The organism is Rhizobium sp. RU20A (genome assembly GCF_900155885.1).
Classification (GTDB): domain Bacteria; phylum Pseudomonadota; class Alphaproteobacteria; order Rhizobiales; family Rhizobiaceae; genus RU20A.
Map to the genome: position 1 here is coordinate 959299 of NZ_FTMB01000001.1, position 23146 is coordinate 982444.

22 protein-coding genes are annotated in these 23146 nt (G+C 64.7%); 3 read left to right on the forward strand and 19 right to left on the reverse strand.

Features of this window, described 5'->3' with window-relative positions:
- Positions 1-23: 23 nt before the first annotated feature.
- The 4 genes from ccoP to ccoN are packed head-to-tail and all read right to left on the reverse strand — an operon-like array spanning position 24 to position 3431.
- Positions 24-887, reverse strand: a complete 864-nt coding sequence (gene ccoP, locus F3H41_RS04660) for a cytochrome-c oxidase, cbb3-type subunit III (RefSeq protein ID WP_149737365.1) — start codon at positions 885-887, stop codon at positions 24-26.
- A 2-nt stretch (positions 888-889) separates the two neighbouring features.
- Positions 890-1042: a cbb3-type cytochrome c oxidase subunit 3 gene (locus F3H41_RS04665; protein WP_149737366.1), complete on the reverse strand. Its 153-nt coding sequence runs from the start codon at positions 1040-1042 to the stop codon at positions 890-892.
- A 12-nt stretch (positions 1043-1054) separates the two neighbouring features.
- Entirely contained in the window at positions 1055-1786 is a 732-nt protein-coding gene (ccoO, locus tag F3H41_RS04670) for a cytochrome-c oxidase, cbb3-type subunit II (protein WP_149737367.1), read from the reverse strand.
- Positions 1787-1799: 13 nt separating this feature from the next.
- Positions 1800-3431, reverse strand: a complete 1632-nt coding sequence (gene ccoN, locus F3H41_RS04675) for a cytochrome-c oxidase, cbb3-type subunit I (RefSeq protein WP_149737368.1) — start codon at positions 3429-3431, stop codon at positions 1800-1802.
- Positions 3432-3649: 218 nt separating this feature from the next.
- Between ccoN and F3H41_RS04680 the strand changes: the two genes are divergently transcribed.
- Positions 3650-4168: a hemerythrin domain-containing protein gene (locus F3H41_RS04680; protein WP_188129338.1), complete on the forward strand. Its 519-nt coding sequence runs from the start codon at positions 3650-3652 to the stop codon at positions 4166-4168.
- Positions 4169-4201: 33 nt separating this feature from the next.
- On the opposite strand, the gene F3H41_RS04685 is transcribed toward F3H41_RS04680, so the two are convergent.
- The 8 genes from F3H41_RS04685 to hemN all read right to left on the reverse strand — a co-directional run bounded on the left by F3H41_RS04685 (position 4202) and on the right by hemN (position 11995).
- Positions 4202-4909 carry a PAS domain-containing protein gene (locus F3H41_RS04685; RefSeq protein WP_149737370.1) on the reverse strand — a complete coding sequence of 236 codons (708 nt, stop codon included), beginning with the start codon at positions 4907-4909 and terminating at the stop codon, positions 4202-4204.
- Positions 4910-5103: 194 nt separating this feature from the next.
- Positions 5104-6030 (reverse strand): lipid A biosynthesis lauroyl acyltransferase, encoded by a 927-nt coding sequence (locus F3H41_RS04690; protein WP_188129385.1) that lies wholly within the window; start codon positions 6028-6030, stop codon positions 5104-5106.
- Between the two features lie 11 nt (positions 6031-6041).
- A complete protein-coding gene (locus F3H41_RS04695) occupies positions 6042-7070 on the reverse strand; it encodes a zinc-binding dehydrogenase (RefSeq protein ID WP_149737372.1) in 1029 nt (342 codons plus the stop codon).
- A gap of 43 nt (positions 7071-7113) precedes the next feature.
- Positions 7114-8397, reverse strand: coding sequence for a beta-ketoacyl-ACP synthase (locus F3H41_RS04700; RefSeq protein WP_149737373.1), 1284 nt, complete (start codon positions 8395-8397; stop codon positions 7114-7116).
- A 6-nt stretch (positions 8398-8403) separates the two neighbouring features.
- Positions 8404-9612: a beta-ketoacyl-ACP synthase gene (locus F3H41_RS04705; RefSeq protein ID WP_149737374.1), complete on the reverse strand. Its 1209-nt coding sequence runs from the start codon at positions 9610-9612 to the stop codon at positions 8404-8406.
- 3 nt (positions 9613-9615) lie between these two features.
- Positions 9616-10101, reverse strand: coding sequence for a 3-hydroxyacyl-ACP dehydratase FabZ family protein (locus F3H41_RS04710; RefSeq protein ID WP_149737375.1), 486 nt, complete (start codon positions 10099-10101; stop codon positions 9616-9618).
- Positions 10102-10272: 171 nt separating this feature from the next.
- Entirely contained in the window at positions 10273-10551 is a 279-nt protein-coding gene (locus tag F3H41_RS04715; protein WP_046797252.1) for an acyl carrier protein, read from the reverse strand.
- Positions 10552-10648: 97 nt separating this feature from the next.
- Positions 10649-11995: an oxygen-independent coproporphyrinogen III oxidase gene (gene hemN / locus F3H41_RS04720; protein WP_149737376.1), complete on the reverse strand. Its 1347-nt coding sequence runs from the start codon at positions 11993-11995 to the stop codon at positions 10649-10651.
- 204 nt (positions 11996-12199) lie between these two features.
- On the opposite strand from hemN, the gene F3H41_RS04725 reads away from it, so the two are divergent.
- Positions 12200-12940, forward strand: a complete 741-nt coding sequence (locus F3H41_RS04725) for a Crp/Fnr family transcriptional regulator (RefSeq protein ID WP_149737377.1) — start codon at positions 12200-12202, stop codon at positions 12938-12940.
- Positions 12941-12954: 14 nt separating this feature from the next.
- Here the strand turns inward: F3H41_RS04725 and F3H41_RS04730 are convergent, their stop codons facing one another.
- The 5 genes from F3H41_RS04730 to F3H41_RS04750 form a co-directional block, all read right to left on the reverse strand.
- On the reverse strand, positions 12955-13383 hold the full coding sequence (locus F3H41_RS04730; protein WP_149737378.1) for a L,D-transpeptidase: 429 nt from the start codon (positions 13381-13383) through the stop codon (positions 12955-12957).
- A 321-nt stretch (positions 13384-13704) separates the two neighbouring features.
- The gene (cbiB, locus tag F3H41_RS04735) at positions 13705-14685 is read right to left on the reverse strand and encodes an adenosylcobinamide-phosphate synthase CbiB (RefSeq protein WP_149737379.1); all 981 of its coding nucleotides are present in this window, start codon (positions 14683-14685) and stop codon (positions 13705-13707) included.
- The gene (locus F3H41_RS04740) at positions 14682-15992 is read right to left on the reverse strand and encodes a cobyrinate a,c-diamide synthase (protein ID WP_149737380.1); all 1311 of its coding nucleotides are present in this window, start codon (positions 15990-15992) and stop codon (positions 14682-14684) included. The genes cbiB and F3H41_RS04740 overlap by 4 nt, the downstream gene beginning before the upstream one ends.
- Positions 15989-16843 carry a uroporphyrinogen-III C-methyltransferase gene (cobA, locus tag F3H41_RS04745; RefSeq protein WP_149737381.1) on the reverse strand — a complete coding sequence of 285 codons (855 nt, stop codon included), beginning with the start codon at positions 16841-16843 and terminating at the stop codon, positions 15989-15991. Before cobA ends, F3H41_RS04740 begins: the two co-directional genes overlap by 4 nt.
- Positions 16840-17463, reverse strand: coding sequence for a cobalamin biosynthesis protein (locus tag F3H41_RS04750; RefSeq protein ID WP_149737382.1), 624 nt, complete (start codon positions 17461-17463; stop codon positions 16840-16842). Before F3H41_RS04750 ends, cobA begins: the two co-directional genes overlap by 4 nt.
- A 440-nt stretch (positions 17464-17903) precedes the next feature.
- Between F3H41_RS04750 and F3H41_RS04755 the strand changes: the two genes are divergently transcribed.
- A complete protein-coding gene (locus F3H41_RS04755) occupies positions 17904-18689 on the forward strand; it encodes a TSUP family transporter (RefSeq protein ID WP_149738219.1) in 786 nt (261 codons plus the stop codon).
- 7 nt (positions 18690-18696) lie between these two features.
- On the opposite strand, the gene cobO is transcribed toward F3H41_RS04755, so the two are convergent.
- Together cobO and cobN are read right to left on the reverse strand one after the other, a co-directional pair.
- Positions 18697-19344 carry a cob(I)yrinic acid a,c-diamide adenosyltransferase gene (cobO, locus tag F3H41_RS04760; protein WP_188129340.1) on the reverse strand — a complete coding sequence of 216 codons (648 nt, stop codon included), beginning with the start codon at positions 19342-19344 and terminating at the stop codon, positions 18697-18699.
- Between the two features lie 22 nt (positions 19345-19366).
- Positions 19367-23137 (reverse strand): cobaltochelatase subunit CobN, encoded by a 3771-nt coding sequence (gene cobN, locus F3H41_RS04765; protein WP_149737383.1) that lies wholly within the window; start codon positions 23135-23137, stop codon positions 19367-19369.
- Positions 23138-23146: the final 9 nt, after the last annotated feature.

Consider the following 23146-nt stretch of genomic DNA (forward strand, 5'->3'; position numbering starts at 1 on the left):
TCGCCGCTCCCCCGTTACGTCGACTATTCGCCGCCGCCCAGCGAATGCACGAAGACGGCAAGTTGCTTGACGGTCGTATCGCCGAGGCGGGCCTGCCAGGCCGGCATCATACCGTGCTTGGGCGCACGCATCTGCGCGATGATCGCGGCCTCGCCCTTGCCCTTCAGCCAGATGGCATCGCTGAGGTTCGGCGCACCGAGATCCCGGTTGCCCTTGGCGTCCTCGCCATGGCAGGCCGCGCAGTTCTCGGCAAAGAGCTGTTTGCCGGGTTCGACAAGCGCCGCATCCGACGGCGTTTCCGACAGGCTCATCACGTAGGCCGCCGTCTGCTTCATCTGCTCGGGTGTCAGCATATCGATGAAGGAGGGCATTTCCGAGACGCGGGTATCGGGATCCTGCGTGTCGCGGATGCCGTGCACGAGGGTCGTGTAGATCTGATCGGCCGAACCGCCCCAGAGCCAATCGTCATCATTGAGGTTCGGATAGCCCGGCCCGCCGGCCGCACCCGTGCCATGGCACTGGGCACAGTTGACCTTGAAGGCCGAGGCGCCGGCGGCGATCGCAAACGTGCTCAGTTCGGGATCGGCGATGATCTGGTCGACCGACGACGCGGCGATCCGGTCAAGGAGACCGGCCTGCGCCGCCTTCGCATCGGCCATTTCACTCGCCACCTCGGCACGGCTCGAATAACCGAGCAGCCCCTTGGTCGATTCCGTCAGCAGCGGGATCGAGGGATAGGCGATCGCATAGCCGATCGCCCAGATGATGGTGAGGTAGAAGGTCCACACCCACCAGCGTGGCATCGGGTTGTTCAGTTCGCGAATGCCGTCCCACTCATGGCCGGTGGTCTCGACGCCACTGAGTTCATCCACGTGTTTCTCGGCCATGATCAATCCTCCTTCAGAGGGATTTCGGCGGCGTCGGCGGCTTGCTTTCCGCCGCCGGGACGCAGGGTGAAGAGGACCACGCCGGCAAAGAACAGCGTCATGGCGAGCAGGCCCCAGCTATCGGCGAAGTGCCGCATTGCAGTGTAGGTTTCCATCGGGCGCGCTCCTTACCGGTATCCGGTCGCGGGATCGTAGGTGGAGAAGTCGACCAGCGTGCCGAGCATCTGGAGATAGGCGACCAGCGCATCCATCTCGGTCAGGCGCTTCGGATCGCCGTCGAAGTCGGCGATCTTCACCTTAGGATAGCGGGATTCGAGGCCGGTCGTGTCCGCATTGGGATCGACCTGTGCCTTGAGATCGGCCTCGGCATTGTCGACCATCGCCTGGTCATAAGGCACGCCGACGGTCGCGTTCGCCTTGAGGTTCGCGGCGAGGTTTTCGACCTTGAGATCGGTCGTCGCCAGGAAGCTGTAGCTTGGCATGATCGATTCCGGCACGACGGAGCGCGGCTCCGTCAGGTGCTGCACGTGCCACTCGTCCGAATAGCGCCCGCCGACACGGGCCAGATCCGGCCCCGTGCGCTTCGAGCCCCACTGGAAGGGGTGGTCGTACATGGACTCGGCGGCAAGGCTGTAATGACCGTAGCGCTCCACCTCGTCACGGAAGGGCCGGATCATCTGGCTGTGACAGACGTAGCAGCCTTCCCGGATGTAGATGTTGCGGCCTTCCAGTTCCAGCGGCGTGTAGGGACGCATGCCTTCCACCTTCTCGATCGTGTTCTCGAGGTAGAAGAGCGGGGCGATCTCTACGATGCCGCCGATGGAGACGACCAGCAGCGAGCCGACCAGGAGGAGCGTCGCATTGCGCTCCAGGATGGCGTGTTTGTCGAGAATGGACATGGGTCATGCCCTCCTATTCTGCCGGCTGGAGAACCGGCTGGGCGCCCGGAATGGGGGCTTCCTGCCGTTCGTGGCCGAGGATGGTCATCAGGATGTTCCAGGCCATGATCAGCCCGCCGGCGAGATACATGGCGCCGCCGACAGCACGCAGCACGTAGTAGGGATGCAGCGCTGCCACCGATTCTGCGAAGGAGTAGACCAGGAAGCCCTGATCGTCGTATTCGCGCCACATCAGGCCCTGCTGGATACCGGCGACCCACATGACGGCGGCGTAGACGACGATGCCGAGCGTGGCGAGCCAGAAGTGCCAGTTGACGAGACGCAGGCTGTAGAGGCGGTTGCGGTTCCACAGTTTCGGCGTGAGATAGTAGACCGCGCCGAAGGTGATCATGCCGACCCAGCCGAGCGCACCCGAATGCACATGGCCGATCGTCCAGTCCGTATAGTGGCTGAGCGAGTTGACCGCCTTGATCGACATCATCGGCCCTTCGAAGGTCGACATGCCGTAGAAGGCGACGGCCATGACCATCATGCGGATGATCGGGTCGGTGCGGATCTTGTCCCAAGCGCCCGAGAGCGTCATCAGGCCGTTGATCATGCCGCCCCAGGAGGGCATCCACAGCATGATCGAGAATACCATGCCGAGCGTCTGCGCCCAGTCCGGCAGCGCCGTATAGTGCAGGTGGTGCGGGCCGGCCCAGATATACATGAAGATCAGCGCCCAGAAGTGGATGATCGACAGCCGGTAGGAATAGACCGGGCGGTTGGCCTGCTTGGGAATGAAGTAATACATCATGCCGAGGAAGCCGGCGGTCAGGAAGAAGCCCACCGCATTGTGGCCGTACCACCACTGCGTCAACGCGTCCTGCACGCCCGAGAAGACCGAGTAGCTCTTCACGCCGAGGAAGGAGACCGGCATCGCCAGATTGTTGACGATGTGCAGCATGGCGATCGTCACGATAAAGGCGAGGTAGAACCAGTTCGCCACATAGATATGCGGCTCCTTGCGCAGGATGATCGTGCCGAGGAACGCCAGCAGATAGGCGACCCAGACGACCGTCAGCCACAGGTCCACATACCATTCCGGCTCGGCATATTCGCGCCCCTGCGTGATGCCGAGCAGATAGCCGGTGGCGGCCATGACGATGAAAAGCTGATAGCCCCAGAACACGAACCAGCCGAGCGTGTCGCCGCCGAACAGGCGAGCGCGGGAGGTGCGCTGCACGACGTAGAAAGAGGTCGCGATCAAGGCGTTGCCACCAAACGCGAAGATGACCGCCGAGGTGTGGAGCGGACGCATGCGGCCGAAGTTGAAGAACGGCTCGATGTTGAGGTCCGGATAGGCAAGCTGCAGCGCCACGACGACGCCGACCAGGAACCCCACGACGCCCCAGAAGGTGGTGGCAATGACGCCGTATTTGACGACCGTGTCGAAATATTCGGTGCGACGGTCGGCGCCGGCCCCGTGGGAAGCGGAGGCCGGCACGAAACTCACCCGGCGCAGCAGGATCACCGTCGCGACGAGGAGCGTGAAGAAGAGAACCCACATATGGGCCTGGAAAAGCGCATCCTGGGCAAAGCCGGCGCCCAGCAATGCCAAGAACGCCCCAATGCCCACGACGGCGGTTTCGGTACTGTATTTCATCGTTGGGTCCCCCAACTGATTTTGCGGATTGCCCCGGGCTGCCGCTTGATGCGGCGAGTCCCGTTCGGCTGCCTGAGACTTGTCAGATCGGGGGAAAAGCAACCTTGATTCAGATCAAGGCTTCGCCGGGCATATGAGAGGAGAGTGAACCTCTGATCTTTGACTCACCCGGCCAGGCCGGCGGCAGGAGTGCCGACACCAAAAGCGGAGGACACGCCGTGGCAAGCTTCAACGCACCCGCAGGAACGCCCCATGCACCAGCCGCCATCGGCGGGCCGCCGGCTCTCTCGCTCACGGAAAGCCTGAAACAGCTCGACGATATCCATCGCGAAAAGCTGGCCGTTTGCGATCAACTGGAAGCGATCGCCGACAGCCTGCCCTCCGACGTCAATCGGCAACGCTGTCTTTATGCGGCAAAGGCGATCGCGCAGGTCGTGCGTGCGGCGCATCGTTTTGAGGAAACAACGATATTCCCGGCCATCGCCTCTCACTTTCCGGATGTCCCGCATCTGGAAAGCACCCTGCGGCGCCTGCAGTTCGAACACTGCGAGGACGAAGGCTTTGCCGATGAGCTCTCCGATGCCCTGCACAGGCTCGCCGCCGCCGATCCGCGCGTTCATCCCGAAACGATCGGCTACATGCTGCGGGGTTTTTTCACGACGGTACGCCGCCACATCGCCTTCGAGCGCGAACACCTGATCGGCGCCGTCAACGGCTCGGCACAGATGAACCCGTGACAGGCCCATCCGTTCGGACAGAATGGATGCACGTCAGGCTGCGATCGAGCGCCGGCGGTCGGCCGTTTCCTGGAGAATGAGAATCGCGCCGATCAGCTTGCCCGCACCGGAATAGCAGGGCGTCATGCGGCATCGCACGACGATGGTGCGGCCATCCTGTGTCTTGGTGAAACTGTATTCGACCACCTCGCCGGCAAAGCAGGCATCGAGCTTTGCCTTGACCCGCTGTTCGAACCGCTGGATGCCGATGAATTCCACGATATGCCGGCCGATGAGGTCCATGGGCCGCTGATCGAGATAGGCCGCGTTGGCCGGATTGGAATAAAGATACCGGTAATCGGTCGTCACCACGGCGATCCGGTCGGGCATCGCATCGAGAATGGCCTCGTTGAGATAGGTTTCCTGCGATAATGGGTTCGGCCGAAGTGTCTCGGGCAAGCGAATACCGTATCGCTCCTTCGCCGCCATGTCGGTGTCGAAATAGCGCTGGGCAAGTTGCGAGAGCAGCTCGCTGTTGCGCGTCACGCAGGCGAAATCCTGCGCCTCGGCCTTCATCAGCGACGTGAAGAATTCGAATTGCAGCCGCGCATCTTCGAAACCATCGGCCTCGATCTCGTGAATGGCCTTGATGAGGTCGTCCAGTTCGCGATCGAGACTATCGACCAAAGCATCGTTGGAGGACTCGACAGCCTGCTGCAACTGCGCGTGCTTCAACCAGAAGCGATCAACAAGGTCCCTCAAGCATCCCCTCCATGCACGAAAAGCCGGTCGGCGCTGTCGCCCCACACAAAAAGACAGCCGACCCGTCTGCCTGCGAATCAGTCTACAATCTATAATCGAAACAAGGCCATCTGTGGTAACGATACCTGCCCCGCGACGAAAAATAAATGCCCAAATTCAGGCAGTCCGATGACCAACCATCGCTGGCAGCCTGATCACAGCGAGCGCTTGATGTTCCAGCGGTCATGGTACCACAGCCATTGGCCGGGATATTCCCGCACCCAGCTTTCGACCTTGTCGTTGAGAACCTGCGCCGTTGCATTCACGTCCACGCTGCCATCGGCCTTGCGGGGAATGGCGATGGCCGGCTCGAGCTCCAACCGGTAGCGATTGTCCGGCAGGCGGATGCAGCGGGCCGGAAACACATCGCAGTTGAACTGCCGCACCAGCTTGGCCAGCAGCGGATTGGTCTGTACATCGCGGCCGAAGAAGGTGGTCTTGACGCCCTTGTGGAACTTCTGATCGACGAGAACGCCGACGCCCCCGCCCCGCTCCAGCTGACGGGCAAGCGTGAAGGACGAACCGGCATGGGAGGGCACCAGGCGGCCCATCCTCTTCTTGCGGAAGTCGAAGATCTTCTTGGCGATGTAGGGATTGTTCGGTGGACGAAACAGCACCGTCACATCCAGGCCGAAGGCCGAACCCGCCACGGGGAGCAACTCGAAGTTGCCCGAATGCGCAGTGAACACGATGAAAGGGCGTGGATTGTCGCGCAGATCGAGGAAGCTCTCGATGCCGGAGACTTCGATCCGCCCCGGCGCCGTCTGCTCGGGATCGAAATCGAACAGCGTATCGAGGAACACATATTCGGCCGCCATGCGGCCGATATTTCCCCAGCTCTCCAGCGCGATCGCCTCACGCTCGGCCTCGGATTTTTCCGGATAGGCGTTGCGCAGGTTGGTCAGCGTCAGGTGATGACGCTTCCTGAGCTTCGGCCCGATCCAGCGCGCGAAGCGATCGGCAAAGCGGATGGCCGGATCGGCCGGAAAGAGCTTCATCACGGCAAGCGGCAGGAACGCCACCTGGGCGTTGAACCACTGGCGGAAGTTCTCCACCGCCAGCACCATGCGTGTGATCAGCATCTTCATCGGCGTCAGTCGAGCCTCAGCACGATCTTGCCGAACACCTGCCGCCCTTCCATGCGCTCCAGCGCCTTGTCGATATCGGCAAAGGTGACTTCGGTGTCGATGACGGGGTGAACCAGCCCACGCGCCATCTTCTGCATGGCGTTGGCCATGTTCTCCATGCGGCAGCCGAAGGACCCCAGGAGCTTCAGTTGCTGCTGGAACAGCATCATCAGGTTCATGTCCGTCGAGACACCCGAGGTCGACCCGCAGGTGACCAGACGTCCGCCGCGCTTCAGCACCAGCATGGAGCCCGCCCAGGTATCCTTGCCGACATGTTCGAAGACGACGTCGACGCCCTTCTTCTTGGTCAGCTTGCGCACCACGCCCTCGAAGCGGTCGGTGCGGTAGTTGATGACGTGATCGGCGCCGAGCGCCTTGGCCTTCTCGATCTTGTCGTCCGAGCCGACGGTGGTGATCACGGTGCAGCCGATCTTCTTGGCAAGCTGGATCGCCGCCGTGCCGATGCCGGAGCCGCCGGCATGCACGAGGATCGTCTCGCCGGGCTCGAGCTTGGCATTGTCGAACAGCATGTGCTCGACGGTGCCGAAGGTCACCGGTGCGACGGCGGCGGCAACGGCATCGACGCCGGGCGGCGCCGGAACCAGCAGGCGGGCCGGCAGGTTGACTTTCTCCTGCGCGAAGCCGTCGAGGTGGAAGCCATGCACGCCGCCGACATGTTCGCACAGATTGTCGCGCCCCTCGCGGCAGGGACGGCAAAGGCCGCAGGTCCGCGCGCCGTAGATCGAGACGAGTTGCCCCGGAAGCACATTGGAAACGCCAGGACCGATCTGGTCAACGACGCCGGAGGCCTCCGCACCGATGACCAGCGGCATTTTCCTCTTGGCGAACGCCATGCCGCGCCAGCCCCACACGTCGATATGGTTGAGCGCCACCGCCTTGACCCGTAGCGTCACCTCGCCCGGACCGGGAGCTTCGGGCTCCGGCAGGTCGGTGATCTCAAGCTTGCGGTCGTCGATGAGCTGCAATGCGCGCATGGTCTTGTCCTTGTTTCAGTCGTCCCGCGTCAGGCTGGCGATCTCAGGCCGGCTCGCGCATCATGACGAGGCTGGCATTCTGGCCGCCGAAGCCGAACGAGTTGGAAAGCACGGCCGAAACGCTGGCCTCGCGCTTCACATTCGGCACGACGTCGAGCTCGATGGCGGGGTCCGGATTGGTGTAGTTGATGGTCGGCGGCAGCGTGCCGGTCAGCATGGTCTGCAGCGAGAAGACGGCCTCCACCGCGCCGGCCGCCGTCAGCGTGTGGCCGATCATCGACTTGTTGGAGGAGACGGGAATGGCCTTCAGCCGCTCTCCGAAGACCGAGAGCATGGCGCCATATTCCATCTTGTCGTTTTCCGGCGTCGAGGTGCCATGGGCATTGATGTAGCCGATGGCGGTCTCGTCGATCCCGGCATCTTCGAGCGCTGCGCGGATCGTCGCGATTGCGGGGCCACCGTCCGGCGAAGAGCGCGTGCGGTGGAAGCTGTCGGCCTTCTCGCCGCAACCCTTCATGATGCCGAGCACCGTCGCACCACGGGCCAGCGCCGATTCCAGCGATTCGAGCACCAGCGTCGCCGCCCCTTCCGCGATGACGAAGCCGTCGCGATCCTTGGTGAAGGGCTTGGAAGCCTTTTCCGGCGGGTCGTTCTGGGTCGAAAGCGCCGAGAGCAGCGAAAAGCGGATCAGCGCCTCCGCGCTCACTGAGCCATCCGTCGCCACCGTCAGCGCACGCGTCGTGCGACCCTGACGGATCGCCTCGACGCCGAGCTGGATGGCGGTGGCACCCGAAGCGCAGGCGGTCGAGAGCGTCACCGGCAGGCCGCGCGTGCCGAACCGGTCGGCGAGGCGCTCGGAGATTGCGCCGAACAAGACGGCCTCGTGGAAGACCGGATCGGGCCGCTCGCGAAGCGCGGCGAGGAAGCGGTTATAGGCGTCGCCCGGCCGCTCGGACGGCTTGGCGCGGTCGGCAAGCGCAAAGCGCGCATTCCATTCCGGTTCGATCGGCGGCGCCGCGAGAAAGAGCGGGCCACCGAAATCGCCGGAGAGACCCGCCTGCGCCAGCGCCTCGATCGTCGTTTCCCGCGCCATGGCATAGGAACGCTCGACAGCGTTTTCAGCCGGCAGGTCGATGAAATCCACCGTGCCGCAGATGCGGGTGGAGAGCCCCTCCGTCGGGAAGCGGGTGATCTTGTGGATGCCGGAGACGCCTCCGGTCAGCGCGGCCCAGTTATCGACAAGCCCCTGCCCCAGCGAGGTGATGACGCCCATGCCGGTCACGGCGACGATCGGGCGCCCGAGATGATCGGTAAACTTCGTGCTCATCGCGACTTATCCCCGTTGAGGTGCGGAAAGGACGGCGACACCCTCGCCGCGGGCATGGCCGACCGTGGTGACCACCGCCGTCTGAAGGCGGCCGGACGCAGCCTTCTCCGAGGGGTCGAAGGCGGGTGCAGGCGTGCCGTTGGAAAGGCAGAGCGCGGCCAGCGCAAGGCCGAGCGGAAAATGCGCTTCGAGACCATGGCCAACAAGCCCGCCATAGGCCCGCACGGGCAGGCCCGGAAAGCGCGTGCGCAGAAAATCGTGCTCGCGGGACGCAAGCTCGGGAAACCCGCTCGTGCCGCTGAAGACGATGCTCGCCTCGTCCGCCAGCGTTCCGGCCGGCTCTGTCAGGCATGCCAGCCGCGCCTCGAAACGCCCCTCATCCCGGCTGCCGCGATCGCCGCCAACGGCGTCGATCGTCGCATGGATGCGCGCACCGCGCGCTTGCGCATGGGCACGCGATTCCAGCACCAAGAAGGCGCCGACGGACCCCAGAATCATGCCGCCGCCATTGTCGTCACGGCTGCGCGACCAGATCGGCGCCCAGTTGCCCAGCGCATGGCCCTGAATGGCTTCCACCAGAAGGATCATGTCGAGGCGCTCGGCCGAAAAGGCGCCGCCCACCAGCGTATGCGTCGACTGGCCCGCCTTGATCCGCGCGAAGGCGGTCTCGATCGCGGAAATGCCGGCCGCCTCTTCGCCCATGAAGGTGCGGGACGACCCCGTGACCTTGTGAACGATGGAAATGTTGCCGGCCAGAAGGTTGGAAAGCTGCGCAAGGAAGAGCGTCGGGCGAAGCTCCGTGGTCAGCTTCTCGTTGAGCAGTTGTTCGCGGTCATTGCGCTTCAGCGCCTCGTCCACGATGAGGGAATCGACCGCGATGTCGCGCTCGCCGCCGCCGGCCGCCACGATCATGTCCATGCTGCCGCAGGCCGCCAGATCCTCCTTCAGACCGGCATCCTGCAGCGCAAGACCGGCGGAGAAGACGCCAAGGCGCTGCCAGTTTTCCATCTGCCGCTGATCACCCTTCTTGGGGATCTGCTGCGACCAGTCGATCTCCGGCAGCGGATGGACCGGATAGGGCGCGAATTTCTCGGTCTCGATGCGCACGGCCGGCGCCGTGCCGGCGGAAAGCAGCGCCGCATGCGCCTCGGCCCCGACGCCGAGCGAGGTCACGATCCCGACACCGGTGATGACGACGTCATTGGCTGCGCTCATGGGTCAGGTCTCCGGCTGGCCGTTGGCGGCGATCGCGGCGCTCAGGCCGACCTCGTCGGCCCGGCGCTTCACGACATCGCCGATTGGCAATTGCGAAAAGGGAACGGTCTTCAGTTTCAGCTGCGCGTCGCACACCTTCTTGCCGTCGGACGTGATCTTCGCCTTCGTCACGGCGTAGCCGGAGCCGTCATGCTCCAGAAAGGCCTCGATATCGAGCACCGCGTTCGGCTCGACGAAACTGCGCATTTTTGCGGTGTCGACCGACATCAGGAAGGGCATCGCCGCAAAGCCGGTCTTGGCCAGCACCAGGAAGCCGGAAGCCTGCGCCATCGTTTCGATGAGAAGCACGCCCGGCACCAGCGGATAGCCGGGAAAATGCCCTTCGAACACAGGGCTCGCCTCCGGCACGACGGAGCGCGCCACGAGCCGGCCGGCGTCAAGATCGATGCTCTCGACGCGATCGATCATCTGGAAATATTCGAGAAGCATCGCGTCCGGACCTGCTTGAGATAGGGCGTTACGGAAAGCGGCGGCCGCAGGGCGCACGCCATGAACTGCCGGGTTGACTGCGCGTGAAGTAAAAACGCCGATGCCGCCTGTCAAGCGCTGCACGGCGCGACGGCGGCATCGGAGGTCGGTTGCGCAAGGCGTCGACGCGGATCAGGCCTTGGCGGCGCGAAGCTCGTCGATCTTGGCACAGAGGTTCTTGAGGACGAAATATTCCTCGGTCGAGACCTTGCCCTCGTTGACTTCCTGCGTCCACTGCTCGAGCGGAATCTTGATGCCGAATTCCTTGTCGATCGCAAAGACGATATCGAGGAAATCCAGGCTGTCGATACCGAGGTCGTCGATCGTGTGGCTTTCAGGCGTGATGGTCTCGCGGTCGATTTCGCTCGTCTCGGCGATGATGTCGGCGACCTTGTCGAACGTTGCAGTCACGGTGGGATACCTCTTCGGTTCTGGAATTTGGCGAAGCTATAGGTAAATGCCGGCCAAAAGCCAATGGCCCCCGCGAAAGTTTTGAGGGACCTCCGCGTTAGACCGCAATCGAATGCCGCCCCTTGCCATTGGAAAGATAGGCGTCGAAACGCGCCGCAACGGTGCGTGCGAAAGGCTGGCCCGCAGCCGTCAGCCGGAAGCTGTCGCCATCGACCACCGAAAGCCGGTCACCGTCCGCCGCCGCCGATCGGCGCATCTCGTCCGCCATGGCCTCGCCGGCCGCAAAGCGCGTCGCAAGGTCGGCGAGATCGACGGAAAAATCGCACATCAGTCGCTCGATGACATGGGCCCGCATCCGGTCGTCCGCGCTCAGCGCATAGCCGCGCACCACCGGCAGGCCGCCGCCCGCTACCTGCCGCAGATATTCCCCGGTCGCCGGCATGTTCTGCACGTAGCCTTGGGGCAACTGGCCGATGGAGGAAGCACCAAGCCCGATCAGCGCATCGGCGGCATCATCCGTATATCCCTGGAAATTGCGTTTCAGTCGCCCCTCCCGGTGCGCTGCGGCCAGGCTGTCCTCCGGCAGGGCGAAGTGGTCGATGCCGATCGCCTGGTAGCCGGCATCGGCCAGCATCGCCGCGGCATGCTGCATCTGCCGGAAACGCTCCGTCACGGATGGCAGCGTGGCATCGGGGATCATGGTCTGATGCTTCTTCATCCATGGAACATGCGCATAGCCAAAGAGCGCAATGCGGTCCGGGCGCAGCGACACGATGTGCTCGACGGTCTGCTGGAGCGACGCCAGCGTCTGGTGCGGCAGGCCGTAGAGCACGTCGCAATTGACCGAGCCGACGCCCCGGGCCCGCGATGCTGCGATCGCCTCGCGGGTCTGCTCGAAGGTCTGGTGACGGTTGATGGCCGCCTGCACCGTGGGATCGAAATCCTGGATGCCGAGGCTGGCGCGCGTCAGGCCGATGGCGGCCAGCGCATCGTGCCGCGCCGCATCCAGATCGTTCGGGTCCATCTCCACGCTGATGCGGCAATCGGGCGCAAGGGTGAATGCCTCATCCAGCCTCTCTTTCAGCGCCAGCATGTCGTCCGGCGTCAGCATGGTGGGCGAGCCGCCACCGAGATGAATCTCCGTCACCGTCACGCCGGCGGGAAGGCGCGCTGACACAAGCGCGATTTCACGGAAAAGTCCGACGAGATAGGCCTCAACAGGGTCGTAGCGCTGCGTCTGCTTGGTGTGGCAGGCGCAGAACCAGCACAGGCGATCGCAGAAGGGTATGTGGAGATAGAGCGACAGGCTGCTGCCGGGCTTCAGGGCGCCGAGCCAGTCGCCATAGACACCGGCCCCGACCTGCGTCGAAAAATGCGGCGCGGACGGATAGCTCGTATAGCGCGGCACGGGGGCGGCAAGGCGTTCGGCAAGGCTCTCGGACATCGGGCATCTCCCTTTCGATGCTCGAAATAAATCGACGCAGAAGTGCGCCGCCTTGATTTCGATCAAGTCGCCGAAACGGCCGATTTGATAAACAGCAAATCAGGGCGAGACATTGTTTCGCAGGGAAGTAAATCCCGCGATGCAACTATTGATGAATGTTCATCGGCCAGGGTATGGACGCTAAGGAACGGGAGTGGCGGGATGATGCACGTGCGAACAGTGGACCAGCAGCGCAGCGATGTTCACAACTCGGAAATTCCCTTGGTCTGCCTGTCCTGCGAGGCGCGCCATGGCGGCGTCTGCGGCGCGCTCGAACCCGCCCAGCTGACGGAGCTGTCGCGCCAGTCGAAGCGGCGGGAGCTGGAGGCGGGCACCGAAGTCTTCGGCCAGGGCGAACGCGCCCCGGGCTATGCCAACATCATGCGTGGCGTCGTCAAGCTCAGCAAGATGCTGGCCGACGGGCGCCAGCAGATCGTCGGCCTGCAATTTGCTCCCGATTTCCTCGGTCGCCCCTTCAGTGCGGAGAGCGCCCATTCGGTCGAGACGGCCACCGACACGCAGATCTGCGCCTTCCCGCGCGCCGTCATCGACCGGCTCGTCGATCAGTCGCCAGAGCTCGAACATCGCCTTCACGAACAGGCCTTGAAGGAGCTGGACGAAGCGCGCGACTGGATGCTGACGCTTGGTCGCAAGACGGCGCAGGAGAAGGTGGCAAGCTTCCTTCACCTGATCGCCACGCATATCGACCCCGAAAGCGATACAATCAGCCGCTTCGACCTGCCGCTGTCGCGCGCCGACATTGCCGATTATCTTGGCCTGACCATCGAGACCGTCAGCCGGCAGATCACCAAGCTGCGCAAGGACGGCGTCATCGAAGTCGAGCACAATCGCGAAGTCTTCGTGCCCGACATGGACCGCCTCGCCCGCTACGCCGGTATGGACTGAGGTTGGCGGTTACCTCAGTTGGTGACGACGATGCGCGTGTTGGCAAGCCCGTTCTGCCTGGCGAGCGAGAAGAAGGTCGCGGCATGGTCGGGATGCAGGCGCACGCAGCCATGCGACGCCGGGCGGCCAAGCCGCTTCAGATCGAAGGTGGCATGCACGGCATAGCCGCCATTGTAGAACACCGCATAAGGCATCGGCGCATTGTTGTATTTGCGCGAGCGATGGTTGCGTGACAGCCATTTGGCCTTCCAGGCTCCCTGCGGCGTGACATAGCCCTTGCGCGCGGTTGAAACCTTCCAGCGATAGGTAACGACGCCATTTTGTGTCACCGTCATCGTCTGGCTGGACAGGCTGATCTTGGCAACGAGATTGGCTGCCGAAGCAGAGACAGCACCGGACAAAACAAGACTAAGGGCGAGCGCCCACGCATAAAGATACTTCATCTTTTCCCCTCTTCCCCTTTCGGGCTCCCGAAGATTAGCCCGACCACAAGACCATATACATGTCTTTCGTCGAGACAAGATTAAGCCACAATCGACGGATCTTCGTGGTAATGAAACCTTTTCTTTACATTGGACAAAGCATCCCATCCCGGCGACCGCACATCGGCGTGCCGACACGGCTAAGTGCTTGTTTTGATGAGTATGAAGAGTGACTTGACTGTGCCGGAGCCTCGGACTTGGCCGCATTCAACCGTCGATGGTTGCAACGGGTTGCCCATCATCCACTTTTGGGAGGACTGCAAAGAGGGGGCCGGGAGCCGGTCAAAGCAGCCAGAAAAGTACGCCGAGGCCAAGGCTGAGCGCCAGCAGCATCGTGCAGGCGGCAAGGAAAACGGTCACGCCATCCTCGATATCGACGGCTGTCAGGGCCGCGCGCCCGGCTCCGTTGATCATCGGTTCTGCGACCACCACCCCGCCATAGGAGCGCGGACCGGCGATCTGCACGTTCAGCGTCCAGGCCATGGCCGCCTCCGGCCACCCGGCATTGGGTGAGCGATGCATACCCGCGTCGCGCAGCGCCCCACCGATCCCGCGACGAATGGCGCTCGGCCCGAATCTCAGGCCTGCACCGAGCGCGACGAGGAGCGCCGACAGCCGCGAAGCAGGCCAGTTGACGAGATCGTCGAGCCGCGCCGCGCCCCAGCCAAAGGCGAGGTAGCGGGCATTCTTGTGACCGATCATCGAGTCGGCCGTGTTGATCATCTTGTAGGCGAGGATACCCGGCAGGCCGAGCACCGCATACCAGAACGCCGGCGCGACGATGCCATCGGAGAAATTCTCGGCAAGGCTCTCGATCGCACCCCGGCAAATGCCGGACTGGTCGAGCGCCTTCGGATCGCGCCCCACGATCATCGACACCGCCTGCCGCCCGCCTTCCAGTCCGCCCTCGCGAAGGCCTGTCGCAACGCGAAGCACATGCTCGGCGAGACTCTTCTGCGCCAGCAGCACCGCGACGATGAGGATCTCAAACACATGACCGATCACGCCGAAATGCCGGAAGGCCGCATGCAGCACCCAGCCGATCGCAAGGCTGAGCGCGACCAGCGCCGTGATGGCGATGACGCCCTTCAACTTCCGCTGCCCGAACCGCTCCCGCTCATGGTTGAGGCGTCGATCGGCAAAGGAAATCGCCTTGCCGAAGAGCACCACCGGATGCGGGTAGCGCCGCCACATCCAGTCGGGATCGCCGACGACCCGGTCCAGAACGAGGGCGGCGGCGAGAAGGAAGAAATGATGCGTCATGCCGGCTCCCGATCGATGAGATGCATGAAGGAACCGCAGACATTGCCGACACGCAAGCCCACACCGCCGAGCGGCTGTTCGCGGGCATCGACGGCCAGGAACAGACGCTCCGCCGCCCCTTCCGAGAGGATCGAGGCATAGTGGAATTCATGGGCGCGGTGCCCGCCCGCCAGAAAGGCGGGACCGCCCGCCACCGGCTGAACCCGCCGGTAGCCCAGATGCCGGCGCCGCTTTTCGAAGCTCGTTTCCAGCGGCAGGAAGCCGAGCATCGCGTGCCGCGTGCCATCGGCCGCAACGATACCGTCGCCGAGCGTCATATAGCCGCCGCACTCGCCATAGATTGCCGCGCCGCGCGCGCGCGCCGCCATCATTCCGGCGCGAAAGCCGTCCGCCGCCGCAAGCTGTCCGGCGTGAAGCTCGGGATAGCCGCCGGGCAGGTACACCGCATCGGCGTCCGTCGCCGGCCCCTCGTCTGCGAGCGGCGAGAAGACGGAGATCTCCGCCCCCTGCCCGCGCCAGCCTTCCAGAAGGTGCGGATAGCAGAAGGCGAAAGCCACATCCCGCGCGATCGCGATCCGCTGCCCTGGCGGCCGGATCGTCGGCACATCCACGGGTCTGGAAATGGCAACGTGATCGGCGGCCCCAAGCGCGAGCAGCCTGTCGATGTCGATCCCCGCTTCCACCACCCCGGCGACGCGCGCGGTAAAGGCCTCGATATCGGCATGCTCGCCGGCCTGGACGAGACCGAGATGCCGTTCGGGAAGTTTCAGCGCAGCGTCCTGCCTGATAACACCGAGCACGGGAACATCGATCCGCGACAGCGCACCGCGCAGCATGCCTTCGTGCCGGTCACTGCCGACCTTGTTGAGGATGACGCCGGCCATATGGATGTCGCTGCGATGATCGCGGTAGCCGCGCACCAGCGCCGCGATCGACTGCGCCATCCGTCCGCAATCCACCACGAAGACGACGGAGAGGCCGAGGAGCGCCGCAAGATCGGCCGGCGACCCGAAGTCGTCGGAGGAGGCATCGTGCAGCCCCATCATCGCCTCGATGAGAAGAAAGCGCCCGTCCGAGCCCGCCCGCGCCGCCCGCCCGCGCATCAGTTCCGGCCGCATGGCCCAGGGATCGTAGTTGAAACAGGTCTGCCCGCTTGCCAGCGTATGGAAGGCCGGATCGATATAGTCAGGTCCCGCCTTTCCGGGGGCGAGCCGCACGCCGCGATCGCGCAGCGCCCGCATCAGCCCGAGCGTCACCGTCGTCTTGCCGCTGCCGGAAGACGGGGCGGCAATCAGGATGCCTGTCATGCGGCGTCTCCGGCAGCATCCCGCGCGGCCCGGCCCCGATCGACGGAGGCATCGAGCAGGCGCCCGGTGAGCGCGCCAAGCCAGTCAAGCCCGGCTCTCAGTCGCACCACCTCGCCGATCACGACGATCGCCGGCGGCGCGAGCCCGGCCGCCTCGACATCCGCTTCTGCGCGCGCCAGCGTCGTTTCCAGCACCTGCTGCGCGCTGGTGGAAGCGTTGCAGACAAAGGCGACCGCCTCGTCCGGAGAGCGTCCGGCAGCGATCAACTGCCCGGTGATCTGGCCGATATGTTTCATCGCCATGTACATGACGATGACGGGCGAGCCCTTGGCGATGGCATCCCAGGCGATCCGGTCCGGAACGACGCCGGAGGAATCATGTCCGGTGAGGAAGGTGACGGCATGGTTCACCTCACGGTGCGTGACCGGAATGCCCGCATAGGCAAGCCCGCCGATGCCGGCCGTGATCCCCGGCACGATCCGGAACGGGATGGCGTTTTCGACCAGCGTCAGCGCCTCTTCACCGCCCCGCCCGAAGACGAAGGGATCGCCGCCCTTCAGCCGCAGCACACGATGGCCGGCGCGCGCCAGTTCCACGAGCCGAAGCGAGATGTCGCGCTGTTTCGGGGACGGTTTCCCGCCGCGTTTTCCGGCAAATTCCAGGACGGCGCCGGGCCGCGCGTGGCGCAGACATGCGGGATCGACCAGCGCATCATGCACAATCACATCCGCCTGCCGCAGCGCATGGACGGCCAGAAGCGTCAGCAGGCCCGGATCACCCGGCCCCGCGCCGACGAGCCACACATGGCCCTTTTCGAGCGGCGGAAGATCGGCAAACACACCCTCGCTCATGGCGCTCTCCCGATCGCTGCGACCATGGCTGAAAAGGCGGAATCAATACATGAACACGCCGAATCAAGGTGCGAACAGACCGGCACAGCCGCCTGTTTCGACTCGACAAAATCGAAGAGGGACGCGTCGCTCTTCGACGCAATACCCCAGGCCAGCGCCGCCGTCGCGCGGCTCGACTTGCGTTTGGCGGCCACGAGATCCCCACCGGGACCTGCCGCCGCCAGCGCGGCCGATTCGGCGACGCCGTGACATCCGACAAGGCGGAAGACAACCTCCGACGGCGTTGCCAGACGCGGCGTCTCGCGCTCGAGGCGGGCGGCATCGAAGACGAGCAGCGGCACGCCGAAATGCGCAGCGGCAGCGTGCATCGCCGGTTCGCCGGCACGGCCGTCGATCGTGGCGATGGCGCTAATGGATGATGAACTCGACGACGACACCATGGACGTCGTTGCCAGAAGCGTCTCGGCCAAAGCGATCAGTTCGGCTGCCGACGTGCCGCATTCACAACCGAGCCCGAGAATGAGACGTTCTTCGAAAAGGGAGGCGGCGGAGGGCACACCCGAAACGTCACCGTCAAACAGAAGACGCGACGCGGAGAAAGCGGCAGAATGTGCGGACATGAAGGCCTCCCTCAGACCCAAGCGAACCGCAGCGCCACCTATACCCGGCCAGACGGAAAGATCCGGCCTTGCACAACATGTTTCCCGACGGCTCGAAGGACGTCCCCGGTCTGGGTCGACGCGATCCCGAAAGCCGGCGTGTCCGTCGCATTGCGGACGCCGTCGTCTCAGTGTCACAGTTCTAGCCGAGCGCCGGGAACCGGTCAAACGCGTTTGCGCCATCGACCCTCCCGACCGCGCCAGTGCCGCAATCAGGACAGGCAAAATCGCCGGCCACCTTTGCCATTTGCCGCACAACCTGCCAGAAGCGACGGGCGCGCCATCGGCATGGTCGAGGTCGCGCCGCAGGCGCCGGGTCTTGTCCCGCGCCCACCGATCGAATGACCGGCACGCGCGCCGCACCCGAGCCGTGCCACAGCCAGCCGGAAAGCGCCTTCGCCGTGCATGACCTTGCCATTCACCTGCTTGTCTTCCTGTTTATTGCTGCCTTCATCGCCGGCTTCATCGATTCCATCGCCGGCGGCGGCGGGATGATCACCCTGCCTGCCATGCTGATCGCCGGCATTCCGCCGCTGGAAGCACTCGGCACCAACAAGCTGCAATCGCTGTTCGGCTCCGGCTCCGCCAGCATGGCCTATGCGCGGCGCGGCCATGTGAACCTGCGCGAACAACTGCCCATGGCGGCGATCTCCGCGGGTGGCTCGGTCATCGGCGCCCTTCTGGCGACACAGGTGCCGGGCGACATGCTGCGCGCCGCGCTCCCGCTGCTCCTCATCGCCATCGCCCTTTATTTTGGCCTCAAGCCGCGCATCGGCGACGAGGATCGGGCCCGGCGAATCTCACCCTTTGCCTTCTCGCTGACGCTGGTGCCGCTGATCGGCTTCTATGATGGCGTCTTCGGGCCCGGCACCGGCTCCTTCTTCATGCTGGGCTTCGTGACGCTTGCCGGATTCGGCATCCTGAAAGCCACCGCCCATACCAAGCTCCTGAACTTCGGCTCGAACGTCGGCGCCTTCGCCGTCTTCTCGCTCGCCGGCGTCGTGCTCTGGAAGGTCGGCATCATCATGGGCGTCGGCCAGTTTCTCGGCGCGCAGGTCGGCTCAAGGCTCGCCATGCGGATCGGATCGCGCATGATCAAGCCGCTGCTCGTCCTCTCCTCCATCGCGCTCGCCATCCGGCTTCTCGCCGACCCCGCCAATCCGCTGAGGCAATGGGCCGGCTTCTGAGGAAGACTCAGTATTCGACGCCGATCTGCGCCTTGATGCCGGAGCGGAACGGGTGCTTGACCAGTTCCATCTCGGTCACGAGATCGGCGATCTCGATCAGTTCGTCCTTGGCGTTGCGGCCCGTCAGCACGACATGGGTCATCGGCGGCTTCTCCTCCGTGAGGAAACGGACGACTTCGGCCACGGTGATATAGTCGTAGCGCAGCGCGATGTTGATCTCGTCGAGCAGCACCATGGAGTTGCGCTCGTCGCGGATCAGTTCCTTCGCCTTCTCCCAGGCCTTCTCGGCCATCGCGACATCGCGCGCCCGGTCCTGCGTTTCCCAGGTGAAGCCTTCGCCGAGCGTGTAGAACTGGCAGAGATTGGAAAAATGCGCCTCGATCAGGTCGCGCTCGCCCGTCTGCCAGGCACCCTTGATGAACTGCACGACCGCCGACGGCTTGCCATGGGCGATATGGCGGAAGATCATGCCGAAGCCTGCCGTGGACTTGCCCTTGCCCTTGCCGGTGTGGACGATGATGAGACCCTTCTCGTCCTTCTTGGTCGCCATGATCTTCTCGCGCGCGACCTTCTTCTTCGCCATCTTCATGGCATGGCGCGCGCCGTCCTCGACCTTTTCAACGCCCTCGACGGCTTCGGTCATTTCTTCGCTCATTTCTTCACTCCCGGAATGCATGTCATTCGGCCGCAACGGCCAGATTGTCGAGGTCAAAGCGCGCCGAATTGGAGCGCGGGGTCCAGTAGCCGCGATCCATCGCTTCGGTCAGGCGGTCGCGAATGTCGCGCAGGGCAGCTGCATTGCGCGCCTCCAGAAAGCCGCGCACGGCGTCATCGACGAGAAAGGCCTGATAGACCGCTTCGAAATGGTGGGACTGCACGGCGCCCGTCGTCGCGGCAAAGGCGAACATGTAGTCCACCGTCGCCGACATCTCGAAGGCGCCCTTGTATCCGTGGCGCATCACGCCCGCGATCCACTTCGGATTGACGACGCGGCCGCGCACGATGCGCCCCACCTCTTCCTCCAGCGTGCGGATGACGGGCTTTTCCGGCCGTGAATGGTCGTTGTGGTAGAGCGTCGGTCGCGCGCCGGAGAGTTTTTCGACGGCCGCACTCATGCCGCCCTCGAACTGATAATAATCGTCACTGTCGAGCAGGTCGTGCTCGCGATTGTCCTGATTCTGCACCACGGCCTGAACGCTTTCGAGCCGCGCCTCGAGAAGCCCGCGCGCCTCCGCGCCCTCCTCGCCCGCCCCATAGGCATAGGAGCCCCAGTCCAGATAGGCTTCGCCGAAATCCGCCCGCTCGCTCCAGCCCTTTGCATCGACCAGCGCCTGCAATCCCGCGCCATAGGCACCCGGCTTCGCGCCGAAGACACGATAGGAGGCCCGCCGCGCCGCATCCGCCGCCGCCATGCCGGCCGCGACCAGACGGGCTGTCTCGGCCCGCATCCGCGCCGCGATCCGGTTGTCCTCGTCATCCTCGTCGAGCGCACCGATGGCTCCAATCGCCCGATCGAAAAGCGCGATCTGCTCCGGGAAGGCATCGCGGAAGAAGCCCGAGACGCGCAACGTGACATCGACGCGCGGCCGGCCGAGCAGGGCAAGCGGAATGATCTCGTAGCCGGTGACGCGGCGCGAGCCCATGTCCCAGATGGGCTTCGCCCCAATCAGCGCCATGGCCTGTGCGATATCGTCGCCGCCGCTGCGCATATTGGCCGTGCCCCAGGCGCTGAGCCCGATCGAGGTCGGCCAGTCGCCGTGATCCTGAAGGTAGCGGCGGATGAGGAGTTCGGCCGATTTGCGCCCCAGTTCCCAGGCGGCCGGTGTCGGCACGGCGCGGCTGTCGACCGAGAAGAAGTTGCGCCCCGTCGGCAGCACGTCCGGCCGGCCGCGCGTCGGCGCGCCGGAGGGGCCGGGCGCCACGAAACGCCCGTCGAGCCCGGTGAGCAGGGCAGCGATTTCTGCCTTGCCGCACGCCTCGATGGAGGGGCGGATGGCGGCATCGATCTCGGAGAGCACAGCCCGCGTCGCGGTCCAGCCATCAGGGCACGGAACGGCGCCGGAAACGAACTGCGCCGCGAGAAGCTCGATGCGCTCGACCGTATCGCCATTGCTCCGCCATGGCGCGTCCGTGACATCGGCGACGAGCGCCGGACGCGGGCCGGCCCAGACGTCCGACGTCACGCAATCCAGCGGATCGAACCCGGCCCCCGCCGCGCCAAAGGCATCCGCCGCGATGGCGCGTTGCAGGCTCTGGTCCCCGCCTTCGCCAAGGCCGCGCGGCACGCGGGCGAGCGCCACGGTGAGGTCGGTCAGGAGCCGCCCTTCCGGCGCCACGCCGAAGACATGCAGCCCGTCGCGGATCTGCAATTCCTTCAAGTCGCAGAGATAGGCGTCGAGCTTTTCGAGCGCCTTGTCCTCCGGGTCGCGCTCGTCGATGCCGACATCGCGGTCGAGCCCGATGTCGCGCACGAGGTCGAGGATCTGCTTGGAGAGCAGCCGTAGGCGGCGCGGATCGCCACCCGCTGCCTCGTAATACTCGTCCACCAGCGCCTCGAGGTTCTTCAGCGGACCGTAGCTTTCGGCCCGCGTCAATGGCGGCGTCAAGTGATCAATGATAACGGCGCTGGTGCGGCGCTTGGCCTGCGTACCCTCGCCGGGATCGTTGACGATGAAGGGATAAAGATGCGGCACCGGCCCCAGCAGCGCCTCCGGCCAGCAGGCCTCAGACAACGCCAGCGCCTTGCCCGGAAGCCATTCCAGATTGCCGTGCTTGCCCATGTGGATGACCGCATCGGCCGAAAAGGAGCGGCGCAGGAAGGCGTAGAAGGCGAGATAGCCATGCGGCGGCACCAGATCCGGCGAATGGTAGCTTTCCTTGTGATCGACCGCATAGCCGCGCGCCGGCTGGATGCCGATCATCACATTGCCGAAACGCGACAGCGACAGCGCGAAACCGCCTTCCGTGAAGAAGGGATCAGCCTCCGGCGCGCCCCAGCGCTCCAACACTTGATTCTGATTCTGAAGAGGAAGGCTTTTGAAGAAGGCCTTGTAATCGCTGAGCGAAATCCTCTCGCGGATCTCGCGCCCGTCGTGCGCGGCATTGGTCGGCCCGGCCATCAGATGCGCGATCAACGCCTCGCCGTCTGCGGGCACATCGCCCACCGCATAGCCTTCCGCCGCCATTGCCTGGAGCACCTCGACCGTGCCGGCCGGCGTGTCGAGTCCCACGCCATTGCCGAGCCGCCCATCGCGATTGGGATAATTCGCAAGGATGATCGCCACCCGCCGGTCAGCCGGCTGACGGTGCCGCAGCCGCGCCCAGGCGGCAGCCTGCGACGCCACGAAGGCGATGCGCCCTGTGTCCGGCTGGTGCCCGACGATGTTGGCCTCGACATCGGGATCGTGCACGGCTGCCGCCTTGAACGAAATCGCCCGCGTCAGCACGCGCCCATCCACCTCCGGCAGCGCGACATTCATGGCAAGGTCACGCGCCATCAGCCCCTGCGCCGACGCCGTCCAGGCCTCGTGAGTCGAGCCGGACAGCACTGCCTGCAACACCGGCGCGCCCCGCGCCTCCAGCACGGTCGGCACGCGGTCGGCGCCCGGAGCGGACACGGCAAAACCGGTCGCGTTGATCACGACATCGGGCACGTGGCGCGCGAAGATCGCATCCAGCGTCGCCACCGAGACCTGATCCTTGAGGCTGGAGACGAAGACGGGCAGCACGCGCAGGCCTTCCGCCGCAAGCGCCGTAACGAGCGTCTCTATCGGCGCCGTCTCGCCACTCTGCACCAGCGCCCGGTAAAAGCAGATCGCTGCCAGCGGCGCATCCGCCGGACGTGAGAGGGAGGCATCGAGCGCCGCCCATTCGTCGGTGCCGACGAGCCCCGTCCCCGGCCACCAGATGCCCGCCTTCATCAGCGGCCGCGCCGGCGCCGGCAGCGGCTCGCCCGCCATCAGCGCCTCGCAGGCAGCGAGCATGCCGACGGCATTGTCGACGCCGCCTTCGGTAAAATAGGCCCAGAGCTGCGCCCGCGCCTCGGCACTCACCGTCGAGAATGCATCGAGGCCAGGATCGGGCTTGTCGCAGCCGGGCAGCGCGGCGATCTGGAACCCGTACGTCACCGCCGCCGCATGCAGCGCTTCCAGCACGTAGTGGAAATAGCTGGCGCCGCCGAGCGGGCGGATGACGATCAGCTTCGCATGCCGCGCCGTGCGCTCCACATAGGTATCGACTGACATCGGATGCTTGAGCATGCCGAGGCTGGCGACGCGCAAACGCGGCACATCCGGCCGCGAGGCGCGCCACTGGCGGTGGGCGGCAGCCACCACGGACAGCTCCGTATCCGCTGCCGACAGGAACAGGATGTCGCCCGGCGACTGGCCGAGATCGATCGCCTCGTCCCCGTCACTGATCGTCCCCTTTTGCGCCAGCAGCAGATGCATCGTTTGCTA

What these genes read in the sequence shown, in the direction of transcription:
- ccoP (WP_149737365.1), bottom strand. Translation starts at nt 887, where the DNA reads ATGGCCGAGAAACACGTGGATGAACTCAGTGGCGTCGAGACCACCGGC.
- F3H41_RS04665 (WP_149737366.1), bottom strand. Translation starts at nt 1,042, where the DNA reads ATGGAAACCTACACTGCAATGCGGCACTTCGCCGATAGCTGGGGCCTG.
- ccoO (WP_149737367.1), bottom strand. Translation starts at nt 1,786, where the DNA reads ATGTCCATTCTCGACAAACACGCCATCCTGGAGCGCAATGCGACGCTC.
- ccoN (WP_149737368.1), bottom strand. Translation starts at nt 3,431, where the DNA reads ATGAAATACAGTACCGAAACCGCCGTCGTGGGCATTGGGGCGTTCTTG.
- F3H41_RS04690 (WP_188129385.1), bottom strand. Translation starts at nt 6,030, where the DNA reads ATGCTGATCACACGCATGGTGCTGGCGGTGGAGAACTTCCGCCAGTGG.
- F3H41_RS04695 (WP_149737372.1), bottom strand. Translation starts at nt 7,070, where the DNA reads ATGCGCGCATTGCAGCTCATCGACGACCGCAAGCTTGAGATCACCGAC.
- F3H41_RS04700 (WP_149737373.1), bottom strand. Translation starts at nt 8,397, where the DNA reads ATGAGCACGAAGTTTACCGATCATCTCGGGCGCCCGATCGTCGCCGTG.
- F3H41_RS04705 (WP_149737374.1), bottom strand. Translation starts at nt 9,612, where the DNA reads ATGAGCGCAGCCAATGACGTCGTCATCACCGGTGTCGGGATCGTGACC.
- F3H41_RS04710 (WP_149737375.1), bottom strand. Translation starts at nt 10,101, where the DNA reads ATGCTTCTCGAATATTTCCAGATGATCGATCGCGTCGAGAGCATCGAT.
- hemN (WP_149737376.1), bottom strand. Translation starts at nt 11,995, where the DNA reads ATGTCCGAGAGCCTTGCCGAACGCCTTGCCGCCCCCGTGCCGCGCTAT.
- F3H41_RS04725 (WP_149737377.1), top strand. Translation starts at nt 12,200, where the DNA reads ATGCACGTGCGAACAGTGGACCAGCAGCGCAGCGATGTTCACAACTCG.
- F3H41_RS04730 (WP_149737378.1), bottom strand. Translation starts at nt 13,383, where the DNA reads ATGAAGTATCTTTATGCGTGGGCGCTCGCCCTTAGTCTTGTTTTGTCC.
- cbiB (WP_149737379.1), bottom strand. Translation starts at nt 14,685, where the DNA reads ATGACGCATCATTTCTTCCTTCTCGCCGCCGCCCTCGTTCTGGACCGG.
- F3H41_RS04740 (WP_149737380.1), bottom strand. Translation starts at nt 15,992, where the DNA reads ATGACAGGCATCCTGATTGCCGCCCCGTCTTCCGGCAGCGGCAAGACG.
- cobA (WP_149737381.1), bottom strand. Translation starts at nt 16,843, where the DNA reads ATGAGCGAGGGTGTGTTTGCCGATCTTCCGCCGCTCGAAAAGGGCCAT.
- F3H41_RS04750 (WP_149737382.1), bottom strand. Translation starts at nt 17,463, where the DNA reads ATGTCCGCACATTCTGCCGCTTTCTCCGCGTCGCGTCTTCTGTTTGAC.
- cobO (WP_188129340.1), bottom strand. Translation starts at nt 19,344, where the DNA reads ATGAGCGAAGAAATGACCGAAGCCGTCGAGGGCGTTGAAAAGGTCGAG.
- cobN (WP_149737383.1), bottom strand. Translation starts at nt 23,137, where the DNA reads ATGCATCTGCTGCTGGCGCAAAAGGGGACGATCAGTGACGGGGACGAG.